The sequence below is a fragment of the Limnospira sp. PMC 1279.21 genome, from assembly GCF_032349615.1.
Taxonomy (GTDB): domain Bacteria; phylum Cyanobacteriota; class Cyanobacteriia; order Cyanobacteriales; family Microcoleaceae; genus Limnospira; species Limnospira fusiformis.
In genome coordinates this window covers 1-8,477 of sequence record NZ_JARPLU010000183.1, presented here as the reverse complement: position 1 = coordinate 8,477, position 8,477 = coordinate 1, and the positions used below count along the sequence as shown (strand labels likewise).

Annotated in this window: 6 protein-coding genes and 1 rRNA gene; 4 read left to right on the top strand and 3 right to left on the bottom strand. The window is 43.2% G+C overall.

Going from position 1 to position 8,477, the window contains the following annotated elements; translation table 11 throughout:
- The coding region (locus P5683_RS20505; protein WP_315669475.1) for a glycosyl hydrolase family 28-related protein at nucleotides 1-2,646 on the top strand (2,646 nt) is incomplete at its 5' end.
- A gap of 89 nt (nucleotides 2,647-2,735) precedes the next feature.
- Nucleotides 2,736-3,680, top strand: coding sequence for a glycosyltransferase family 2 protein (locus P5683_RS20500; RefSeq protein ID WP_006621592.1), 945 nt, complete (start codon nucleotides 2,736-2,738; stop codon nucleotides 3,678-3,680).
- Nucleotides 3,681-3,735: 55 nt separating this feature from the next.
- Here P5683_RS20500 and P5683_RS20495 read toward each other — a convergent pair whose 3' ends face one another.
- Nucleotides 3,736-4,935 carry a WecB/TagA/CpsF family glycosyltransferase gene (locus P5683_RS20495; protein WP_008057052.1) on the bottom strand — a complete coding sequence of 400 codons (1,200 nt, stop codon included), beginning with the start codon at nucleotides 4,933-4,935 and terminating at the stop codon, nucleotides 3,736-3,738.
- 201 nt (nucleotides 4,936-5,136) lie between these two features.
- Between P5683_RS20495 and P5683_RS20490 the strand changes: the two genes are divergently transcribed.
- Complete coding sequence (locus tag P5683_RS20490; RefSeq protein WP_006621590.1) at nucleotides 5,137-6,327, top strand: class I SAM-dependent methyltransferase; 1,191 nt, start codon at nucleotides 5,137-5,139, stop codon at nucleotides 6,325-6,327.
- 2 nt (nucleotides 6,328-6,329) lie between these two features.
- Here P5683_RS20490 and nadC read toward each other — a convergent pair whose 3' ends face one another.
- Nucleotides 6,330-7,244: a carboxylating nicotinate-nucleotide diphosphorylase gene (nadC, locus tag P5683_RS20485; RefSeq protein ID WP_315640978.1), complete on the bottom strand. Its 915-nt coding sequence runs from the start codon at nucleotides 7,242-7,244 to the stop codon at nucleotides 6,330-6,332.
- 68 nt (nucleotides 7,245-7,312) lie between these two features.
- Nucleotides 7,313-7,429: ribosomal RNA gene (gene rrf / locus P5683_RS20480) — 5S ribosomal RNA — on the bottom strand.
- A gap of 263 nt (nucleotides 7,430-7,692) precedes the next feature.
- Here rrf and P5683_RS20475 point away from each other — a divergent pair.
- Complete coding sequence (locus P5683_RS20475; RefSeq protein ID WP_006667881.1) at nucleotides 7,693-8,382, top strand: vancomycin high temperature exclusion protein; 690 nt, start codon at nucleotides 7,693-7,695, stop codon at nucleotides 8,380-8,382.
- The last annotated feature ends 95 nt before the right edge of the window (nucleotides 8,383-8,477 follow it).

Here is an 8,477-nt window from a genome sequence, read left to right as displayed (position 1 = left end):
AGTTCAACTTGGACGACCGCCGGGAGTTTTACCCAAGCCTTACAAGTGCAACAGGTGGGGTTATTTGCGGGAAATGCCGGAAGTTCATCATCTCCTACCTTTACCAGCCAGGTCGATTACTTCTTCAATACAGCCGCTCCTATTATCCCAGAAGATACCCCAGACCTGTCACCCCCAACGGCGGCTTTACTGGCTCCTGATTTGACTCCTATCTTGGGTAGTGATACCGGATATGCTTTCACGGTTAGCTACTCTGATGACTGGGAAATTCAAGAATCTACTTTAGATGATGCCGATATCCGGGTTATAGGACCATTAGGGGTTCAGCAACTGGCTAGTTTGGTGCGTGTCTACGGTGAGGAAAATGGAAACACCCGGAATGCTACCTATCAAATTACACCTTCTGGCGGCGTTTGGGATGTCTCCGACGGCGGAACTTATACCGTCATCATGGAACCCAATGCTGTTAGTGATATGGCAGGTAATTTTATCCCAACTGCCACTTTGGGTAGTTTTACCGTTGATTTTAGCGCTAATACACCGACTCAAAATATTGTTTTCCCGGCTGATGCAGGTGTGGTTGATGTTAGGGATTATGGAGCGATTCCTAATGATGGTATAGATGATACTGCTGCTATTCAGCAAGCTATTAATGAGAATGCTGGTCAAAATCGGATTATTTACTTCCCTAATGGGGTTTATGATGTTAGTGGAAGGATTGCATACCCTGGCAGTGAAAAGCGCAATATTCTTCAGGGGGAAAGCCGTGATGGCACTATTATTAGACTTCAAGATAATTTGGGTTTTGATACTGCGGTTATTGATACCGGAAATCCACCCGCTCAAAGGTTCCGCAATAGTATCAGGGATTTGACTGTTGATGTGGGTCAGGGAAACCCAGATGCGATCGCTATTAATTTTATAGCAAACAACCAGGGAACTCTCAATAATGTTCGCATAGTTTCCCGTGATGGACAAGGTGCGATCGGTCTTGATCTCGCCACCGATGAAAATGGACCTCTACTGGTTAAGGATGTCGAAGTCGTCGGATTTGATGTCGGTATTCGGACTTGGAATCCTACCGCTACTCAAACACTCGAAGGCGTTAAACTTGTTAATCAAAATGTTTATGGTTGGCAGAATTTTAATCAAACTCTGTTTGTGCGAGACTTAGAAAGCACTAATGCCGTTCCCGTCATTTGGAATATGCCTGATGGTTCCAGTGATTTTACGATTATGGATGCTAACTTAACTGGGGTCGGTGCAGCCGCCACTCAACCTGCTATTCATAATCAAAAAGGGATGTATGTTAATAATCTCAATACCTCTGGTTATGAACTGGCTATTCTACAGGATGATAATGGACGAGGTAACTTGTCTCAACCTGATGGTTATGTGGCTGAGTGGATGGCGCGTGGTGGCTTTAATACCCTATTTGATGCTCCCACTCAGGCTTTTGAACTGGAAGTTTTGCCAACTCCCGTAGTCCCTTGGGATGATTTGTCTGATTGGGTCAGTCCTTTGGCTTTTGGTGGTTTGCCTAATGATGGCATTGATGATACCCTGGCAATTCAGGCGGCGATCGATTCTGGTGCTAGTACCGTTTACCTACCTAATGGGGTATGGAATATTGGTGGTAATCTTCAGTTAAGAAATAATCTACAGCGCTTTATTGGCACAGAAGCTACTATTCTAGGTAGTGGCACAATTACTGTCGCTGATGGCACTACCGATGTCGTCTCTGTGGAGCGTTTGGAAGCTCCAAATATTACCTTTGTTCAAGACAGCGATCGGACTATGGTTATGTCCAATATGATTATTAATCAGTATTTTAACACCAGTCAAGGAACTGGGGATTTATATATTGAAGATATCAGTGGCGGTCCTTGGTCTTTCACTAATCAAAATGTTTGGGCTCGTCAAATTAATCCCGAGACTATTCACACTCCCCGAATTAAGAATGATGGCGGTAATTTGTGGATTCTTGGCTACAAAACTGAGGATGAGGGGACATTAGTTGAGACTGTTAATGGTGGAAAAACTGAAGTTTTGGGCGCTTATATACTCCATGGAGAATTTGGAGATATCCCCGTTTTTATTAATAATGAATCCTCTCTAAGCTATGTCGCAGCCAGTTTCCGATCTTTCAAGGGTGAGCCTTTACCCGCTGTCGGAGTAGAGGAAATTCAGAACCTGGAAACCAGACGAACTGTGGGACTTCCTGGCTACTATAGTTCTACCTCTTTAAATCGGGTTCCCGTTAATACCATAGTTGGTACTCAAGGCGATGATTGGCTGAATGGAACAGACCCCAATTCCTCTAATCCTGGACGCGGACAAATAGATATATTGACAGGAAATGGCGGTTTTGATACATTTGTCTTAGGTGACAGTAATTCTGTGTACTATGATGATGGCATTGATGACCAACCCGGTTGGCAAGATTATGCTCTGATTACTGATTTTGATAATGATGTGATTCAGCTTCACGGTAGCTCAGAAGATTATCGCCTCGCAGATAGTCCCCAAGGCTTACCTAATGGGTTGGCTATCTTCTATAAAGGCGATGTTACTGATGAACTTATTGGTATTGTGCAAGGAATGAACAATATCAGTTTAAATAGTTCCTCTTTTGTTTATGTGTAATCCTGAAAAGGAGGATTGATGGTTGATTGACGGTTGAGTTGAGATCTGCTTATTCAACTTTTATTCACATGAGAGGCTACAGGTAAAATATGGTACAAACTTATCCTCCTCATCCCCGCGTTAGCATTGGTATGCCTGTCTACAATGGGGAAAATTTTATACAGGAAACTTTAGATTGTCTATTGTCTCAGACTTTTGATGATTTTGAACTGATTATTTGTGATAATGCTTCCACGGACAGGACTGAGGAAATTTGCCGAGATTATGCGGCTAGGGATAAACGTATCCGTTACTATCGCCATCCAGAAAATTTGGGTGCCGCTAAAAATTATAATCGAACTTTTGAATTGTCTACCGCTGAATATTTTAAGTGGGCAGCACACGATGATTTATATGCTCCCGAGTTTTTAGAACGCTGTGTAGAAGCCTTGGATAGTCACCCGTCTGCTGTTTTGTGTTACCCTCAAGAATACTGGATTGATGAACAAGGAAATCCGCTCAAATCTCATGCTGATATTCTCAATTTGCGATCGCCAAAACCCACGGAGCGATTTAAACAATATCATGACCTTTGGCAACAACGTAAGTATATGCCAGGACACATGGTATTTGGCTTAATGAGAACTGATGAACTGAGAAAAACTCAGCTAATTGGAGATTATATATGGGCTGACTTACCCTTGGCTGCTGAACTCGCACTTAGAGGCGAGTTCTATGAAATTCCTCAACCTCTTTTCTTTTATAGGGAGCATTCCCAAACCTCACGAGCCATCCGCAAAGATGCTGGTAGTTTGGCTCTTTTGAATTGGTATAACTCTCAGACAACTAGAAAGTTTTCACTCACCAATTGGACGCTTTTATTTCAATATATCAAAGTGATTAATCGGGTTCCTATCACATTTTCCGAAAAGCTATATTGCTATGGTCAAATGGGTAGGTGGGTCTCGTGGAAGTGGAAAAGGCTGGGTTGGGAGTTGATGCAAGCTGCTGTCCAAGCGCCTAGTGTATTTTTCCCAAAAACCCAAAATACTTAATTTATTTGAGCAAGCCATCAAAGACTTTACACCTTTAATGACCATAACCTATTAATTACATTTCCGGTTCCATAAACTCCAAAAATAAGTCCACGGTCTCCGGTTTAACCCATCCCTTACTAATTGCCATTTCTCCAAACCTCAGTCCGGTTTTATGTTGCTTTTCTAAAATTATCTGAATTTGATGTTCATTTAATAAAGCCGCTGATTTTAAATAGTACCCTAAAGGATGCTGTTCTCTGTGAATAGCTAATTCAGGTAACTGCTCTGTGAAAAACTCTATGGTTTCCGGTTTCAGTAAACCTTGGGAAGTTAAAATGTCTCCAAAACGCAGGTTTTTTCCGGCTCGCTGAGTTTGTAAAACCATCTGTACTTGATCTGGAGAAAGTAAACCCGCCCTTTGTAAGACACGCCCCACAGGTCGATAGACTAAACCCCTGGGCGCTTCAATTAATACATTACTAGGAATTTCCGAGTATTGTTTTTTAACCCGGTCTAACCAATGATACTCAGTTAATAGTTGTTTAGTTGCTAATAAAATAAACGGCGGAATAGTCTTAGCATAGCGACCAAACAAACGATTAGGTTCTTGAACTAATCGGTAAAACCATTCTAAGCCGGACTCTCGCACCCACTCTGGGGCGCGATTATGAAAACCTGCATAAACGGGAAACACCGCCCCAATTCCAATCATCACAGCCCGAATTTTGCCTCGATGCTGATGAATAAATTTTTCTTGTTTAGGACATCCCAGAGAAACAAATATTAACCCCGCCCCACTATTGTTAATTTCTTTAATTAATGCGTCATCTTCGGCTTGAGTCAGGGGGCGAAATGGCAAAGATTTAAACCCCGCGACCTTTAAATGGGGAAATTCATTGAGGACTTTGGTTTGCATTTTTTCCAGAACCTCTGGTTTAGAACCTAAGAAAAAAACGCTGACATTATATAAGGGTGCTAAGTTACACAAACTCAGGAGCATATCCATTCCTGCCACTCGGTCTTGAGGAATACCTACTTGCCGAATCATCCAGACTAGAGGCATTCCGTCAGGAGTTACCATATCAGCATTTTCTAATATCCGAGCAAATACAGGATTCCAATAGGCTTCCATGAGCATATGAACATTTGCCACACAAACGACCCGGCTTTGTCGCCGAGAACCCCACTCCAAAATAGTTTCAATTTGGTCTCTGAACTGGAGAGCGGTAATATAAGATCCTACAACTTTCACTTGGCGAATAGGTAAGCTCATAGTTTTTATATAACTTTAATATAAATAAGTTGTTCAACAAAAAATAGAGCAATATGTTTACTACAAGTATACTCGACTCTATAGCAGTTTGGCAAGTCAAGTTTGATTAACTTACATTGTGATTTGTATCTTGGGGAAACGTTACTAGGCAAATCACCAGGACAATGATATGTTAGTAGGTAAATATTAGCACCTATAACTATGTTAGAAACACCTATCTGTCCGGTATGCGGTTCGGAACATCGCCAGGTATTTTGGGAAATGTTGGATATTCCGGTTTTTTGTAATATCCTATGGTCGGATCGTGATGGGGCTATTAATTGTAATCGTGGGGACTTGAAACTGGCTTTCTGTGAAGATTGCGGTTTTATTGATAATATAGCTTTTGACCCACAACGTTTAGAATATACGCAAGTCTATGAAAATGCTCTGGATTTTTCCCCTCGGTTTCAGCAGTATGCTCAGAATTTAGCTGAAAGGTTAATCAATACCTACAATTTACAGGAAAAGACTATTATTGAGATCGGATGTGGTAAAGGGGAATTTCTGACGCTGTTGTGTGAATTGGGGAACAATCGCGGCATCGGTTTTGACCCGACTTATGTGCCTTTACCTGACCATGAAAAATTGGGCGATCGCCTCCAGTTTATTCGGGATTTATATTCGGAAAAATATGCTGATTACCAAGGAAATTTTATCTGCTGTCGCCACACATTAGAACACATACCCACCCCCACAAACCTGCTAAAATCCCTAGCACAAATAGTGGGAAATAAACCAGAAACCGGGATTTTCTTTGAGGTTCCTAATGCCTTAGATATTTTTGATAATCTGGCAGTTTGGGATATTATTTATGAACATTGCTGTTATTTTGCGCCCGTCAGTTTAGCCTATGCTTTCTCATCCTGTGGTTTTGAGGTTAAACAAATAACCGAAGAATTCCGAGGGCAATTTTTATGTCTGGAAGCGCAGCCTAGTCTTAATAGCGATCGCACGATTAAACCGGAAACCGAACAGGTTAATCAGTTAGCTAACAGCATTGCTGAATTTTCACAAAAGTTTGAGGATAAGTTATCAGAGTGGGAACAAAAACTAGGTGATCTGGTTAACCAAGGCCAGCGGGTGGTCATTTGGGGCAGTGGTTCCAAAGGTGTGACATTCTTAAACTTTATGAAAGCAGCCAAGACAGCAATTGAATATGTTGTTGATATTAACCCTCGCAAACAGGGAATGTATGTAGCGGGAACTGGTCAAAAAATTGTCCCCCCTGCATTTTTAGTAGACTATAAACCAGATGTGGTGATTATCATGAACCCTATTTATGAACAGGAAATCACCCAGATGCTACAGGCTCTGGGTTTAACATCCTGTCAAGTGCGCTGTGATGTTTGAGGTTAAATCATTCTAATTTTGGAAGGGTCATTAATCCCCAAGTTTCCGGGTCCCAAATTCATGCTGATATCTAACCAGGGGGAACGGGTAATAGTAGCGCTAGTGGAGATATAATCAACACCAATTTCGGCAACTTGGCGAATAGTTTGTAGGGTAATATTTCCTGATGCCTCAATTTTAATGCGGCTATTATACTGGCGAATCATCTCGATCGCCTCTTGCATCATAGCTACGGACATATTATCTAACATGATAATATCCGCCCCCGCATTTACCGCCGTTTTCACCTGTTCAATAGTTTCGGTTTCCACCTCAATGGTCAGAGGATAAGGCATAGTTTCGCGAATTAGGGCGATCGCTTTTTCAATACCCCCAGCCGCCAAAATATGATTATCTTTAATCAAAACCGCATCATCAAGTCCCATGCGATGATTTTTCGCCCCCCCGACTTGGACGGCATATTTTTCTAACAGTCGCAGTCCTGGGGTAGTTTTGCGGGTATCCACCAGTTGAGTCGGTAAATCAGCGATCGCATCCACATATTCACGGGTGGAAGTGGCTACCCCACTCAGTCGCATCGCCAAATTTAGGGCTACCCTTTCCCCCATCAACAAAGCATCTAGGGGTCCTTCTAATTGTAGGATTACTTGTCCACGATCGCACCGATCGCCATCTTTCACCGTTGGTGTCACCTCAAGGCGATCGCTTAACAGTTGAAAAACCCGCGCCGCCACTGCTAACCCCGCCATAATTCCTGGCGCTTTCGCGGACCAATGCGCTGTTCCCCATAAACTTTCCCCCCTCAACAAACCATCAGTAGTGCGATCGCCCCTACCAATATCTTCAGTTAACCACTGTTTTAGCAGAGGGTCTAGGACTATCCAGGGCGGTAAGATTGCTGATTTGGGTTTAATCATGCTATTGTTCCTTAAAAACTAAAGCCCCCCTCCGTTTATCACTGGAAGGAAGCTATAGTTTATATTAATCCTGGCATCTTGCTATTTTCCCAGGCAGCTACCCGCCAAGTATCTTCGCCGTTTCAGCGTTTCACATCCGAGTTCGGGATGGATCGGTGTGGTTCCACTGAGCCATAGACACCAGGAAAGACTTAAAATCTTTCGAGGTTGCTGGAAAGTCGCTCTCGCTTGTTTCCCTCGCACAATTAATAATAGTAGTAGGTTATCGGATATATGTCAACCCCTTTCACCAAATTTTTGGCAAATTTGTTGCCAAACCTCTCTGTGTGGGATTTTCCAGGTATCTGGGAATAGTTTATATTTAGGCAATGTTGCTGAAACTAGGCCCCTGGGAGGGTAAATTATAAAAATTAGCTAGGCTCCCCGGCCACGGCAATTTTTTGGTAAAATGTTGAACTGCTACGCTCAGATTGAAACTATGTTGCCCAAATGGTTAATACTACACTGGCGTTTATTATTGGTGTTATCAGTTATTGGCGGACTGCTTACGCCATTTGTGCTGAACTTATATATTAACTTGATCACCCAAACTCGCCGCTACACTGAGATCGCCGATGTTCCTGACAAACCGGTGGCGATCGTGTTTGGGGCGGGACTTTGGGCGGATGGAACCCCTACACCGATGTTAGCCGATCGCATTCAGGGGGCGATCGACCTGTACAAACTGGGACGGGTTGAAAAGATTTTAATGACCGGAGACAATGGCACTCCCGAATATAATGAGGTAGTGGCCATGCAGCTATATGCGATCGACCAAGGAGTTCCCGCAAACGACATTCGCCTGGACTATGCGGGATTTAGTACCTACGAAAGCTGTTATCGCGCCAGGGAAATTTTTGGCATCGAGACGGCGGTACTAATCACCCAACAATATCACCTACCCCGTGCGGTGTATATATGCAATCGTTTAGGGATTGATGCGATCGGTTTTGGGACACCGGACTGGGGCAAATTTCGGGATGATTCCATGCGATTCTATACCCGGCGAGAACTTCTAGCCGTTGTCAAAGCTGTTGTCCAAGTCCATATTCTTCGCCCTAAACCCACCTTCCTAGGACCCTTTGAGGGAATGTATTAATGACGAAGTCAGCACCCCCGGCTGAAGCACGGGGGCTTCGTGCCCCCCGCTTTCAGGTAGCTGACCAGCTTAAGCCTTAACTGGCTACGTTCAGA